1 pseudogene is annotated in these 3,491 nt (G+C 57.1%); it reads left to right on the top strand.

The features are described 5' to 3' along the window. The first annotated feature begins 46 nt into the window (after positions 1–46). Positions 47–3,447 (top strand): annotated as a pseudogene (gene gpJ, locus JSN25_RS17905) (phage attachment tail tip protein J). Positions 3,448–3,491: the final 44 nt, after the last annotated feature.

Here is a 3,491-nt window from a genome sequence, read left to right as displayed (position 1 = left end):
ACAGAACCGCCTCCGGGCGGTTTTGTCGTTTCAGAGGGAACAGATTATGGGTAAAGGTGGTGGCAGCAGTAAAACGCCGCATGAGGCTCCTGACGACCTGAAATCCAGCCAGATGCTGACGGTTGTTGATGCCATCTGCGAGGGGCCGATTGAAGGTCCTGTGGACGGGCTGAAAAGTGTCAGAATTAACAAAACGCCGGTCCTTGACAGCGACGGTAACGCGATGGTTCACGGTGTCACTGTGGTTTATCGCGTGGGGGAGGATGAACAGACCGCGATGGAGGGGTTCGAAGACTCCGGCGCTGAAACCCTGCTGGGTGTGGAAGTGGAGAAGTCAGAGCCAGTGACCCGCACCATTACCACCAAAACGCTGGACCGTCTGCGCTTTACCTTTGGTGTGCAGTCGCTGGTCAGTACCAGTACCAAAGGCGACCGCAACCCGACCAGCGTACAGATGCTGATCCAGTTTCGCCGTGATGGGTTGTGGCGAACGGAACGGGATATCACCATTACGGGGAAAACGACCACGCAGTTTCTGGCATCCGTGGTGATTGATGATTTACCGCCCCGGCCGTTTGAAGTCCGCATGCTGCGCCTCACTGATGACAGCACGACAGACCTGCTGCAGAACAAAACGGTGTGGTCGGGCTATACCGAAATCATCGATGTGAAACAGTGCTACCCGAACACCGCCGTTATCGGGGTAAAAGTGGATGCGGAGCAGTTTGGCAGCCAGCAGGTCACGCGAAACTATCACCTGCGCGGGCGTATTGTGCCGGTGCCGTCGAATTACGATCCGTTAAAACGGACCTGTACGGGAATATGGGACGGGACGTTTAAACCCGCCTGGACAGATAATCCGGCCTGGTGTGTGCTGGATATGCTGACTCACCCGCGCTATGGCATGGGAAGCCGCATTGGTGTTGCCGATGTGGACAAGTGGGCGCTGTATGCCATTGCACAGTACTGCGATCAGCCTGTTCCTGACGGTTTTGGCGGGACGGAGTCGCGTATCACCTGCAATGCGTATCTGACGGACCAGCGCAAAGCGTGGGACGTGCTGGGGGACTTCTGTTCCCTGATGCGCTGTATGCCGGTCTGGAACGGCAGCACCCTGACGTTTGTGCAGGACCGGCCCGCCGATAAAGTCTGGACCTATACGCAGAGTAATGTGGTGATGCCCGCTGATGGTGCGCCGTTCATCTACAGCTTCAGCGCACTGAAAGAGCGCCACAATGCCGCCGAGGTCCGTTACACCGACCCGAACAACGGCTGGGAAACATCCACCGAACTGGTGGAAAACGACGCTGCCATCCGTCGCTACGGTCGCAACGTTCTGAAGATGGATGCGTTCGCCTGTACCAGCCGTGGGCAGGCGCACCGCGCCGGACTGTGGGCCATCACCACCGAATTGCTGGAAACGCAGACGGTGGATTTTTCCGTAGGGGCTGAGGGGCTGCGACATGTTCCCGGCGATATCATTGAGGTCTGCGACAGTGATTATGCTGGCGTGACCGTGGGCGGACGCATTCTGTCGGTCGACAGCCTGACGCGCACGCTCACGCTGGACCGTGAGGTGGAGATACCGGCAGGCGGCAATGTGGTGCTGAACCTGGTGGGCAGCAATGGCCAGCCTGTTACCGTCGCGGTCACCGCGCACCCCGCCCCGGACCGCGTGACCGTCAGCCAGTTACCCGATGGCGTGGCGGAGTACAGTGTGTGGGGGCTGAAACTGCCGGACCTGCGCCAGCGGCTGTTTCGCTGTGTGGCCATACGGGAAAACGATGACGGCACGTATGCCATTACCGCCGTACAGCATGTTCCGGAGAAAGAGAGCATCGTGGACAACGGGGCGACGTTTGATCCGTTGCCGGATACAGGTATCACGAACACGCCGCCTGCCGTGCAGCACCTGACCACAGAGATTCTGGCAAGGATGGTCAGTATCAGGCGCGGGCGCGTTGGGATACGCCGCGTGTGGTGAAGGGGGTGAACTTTTCCCTGCGCCTGACGGTGAAAGCGGAAGATAACAGCGACCGCCTGGCCAGCAGCCTGACACTGGCCGAAATGGAGCACACCTTCCGTAACCTGACGCCGGGACGTTACACCCTGACGGTACGGGCGGTGAACAGCCAGGGCCAGCAGGGTGAGCCTGCCAGCACTGATTTCAGCATCGCCGCGCCCGCAGTACCGTCTTATGTTGAGCTGGCTCCCGGCTATTTCCAGATAACCGCCACCCCGCGCCAGGCGGTATATGACCCCACGGTGCAGTATGAATTCTGGTTTACAGATACGCAGATTGCCGATATCCGCCAGGTGGAAACCGATGCGCGTTATCTCGGTACTGCGCTGTACTGGATTGCGGCCAGCAGCAGTATCAAACCCGGCAGGGATTATTACTTTTATATTCGGGCCGTGAACCAGGTCGGGAAATCGGCGTTCGTGGAGGCTAAAGGGCAGGCCAGCAACGATGCGGCGGGCTACCTGGATTTCTTCAAAGGGAAAATCACCGAAAGCCACCTGGGGAAAGAGTTGCTGGAGAAGGTGGAGCTGACGGAAGACAACGCCAGCAGGCTGGATCAGTTTTCGGAAGAATGGCAGGACGCGAACGGCAAATGGAATGCCATGTGGGGTGTGAAGATAGAGCAGACCAAAGACGGGAAGCACTATGTGGCTGGTCTGGGCCTGAGCATGGAAGACACGGAAGAAGGGAAGGTAAGCCAGTTCCTGGTGGCGGCTGACCGTATCGCGTTTATCAACCCGGCGAACGGCAATGAAACACCTGCCTTCATGATGCAGGGTGACCAGATATTTATGAACGAGGTGTTCCTCAAATATCTGACGGCCCCGAGCATCACCAGCGGCGGGAACCCGCCGACCTTTACGCTGATGCCTGACGGCAAACTGACCGCCCGTAATGCGGATATCAGCGGCCATATCAGTGCGAACTCTGGTGCTCTCAACAATGTGACGATTGAGGAAAATTGCACAATAAAGGGTACGCTCCGGGCCGAGCGTATTCTTGGGGATATTGTTAAGGCAGCGGGCAGGGAGTTTCCTTACTTCATAACCAGTAACGGTGAAAAACGGTACGCCAACGGGACACTGACAGTCGTGATTGAAGATGACCAGTCTTTTGACCGACAGGTTTCCATTCCTGGGATTACCTTTCAGGGGGCAGCGTATGACAGCCAGACCAGTAATGACGTATGGGATGACTGTACGCTGACTGTCAGGAAAAACGGGGTGGAGATATACAAGCAGACAAGCAGAGGTGTACCGGCCGTTTTTACGCGAACACTGGATATGCCTGCCGGGAGCGGACGGATGACGCTGAGTTTCAGCGTCAGTACACACGGTAACAGCAGCGGCTATCCATTTTCCCGAATCAGTGACCTGCTGGTTATTGTAACGAAAAAGTCATCAGCCGGGATAACAATAAGTTAATGACAGAAACCGCCTCCGGGCGGTTTTTTTATGGAGGTAGTATG

The sequence above is a fragment of the Citrobacter cronae genome (assembly GCF_016893685.1).
GTDB classification, from domain to species: domain Bacteria; phylum Pseudomonadota; class Gammaproteobacteria; order Enterobacterales; family Enterobacteriaceae; genus Citrobacter; species Citrobacter werkmanii.
The sequence above is the reverse complement of the archived record's forward strand: the minus strand, read 5'-3'. Positions and strand labels throughout refer to the sequence as shown.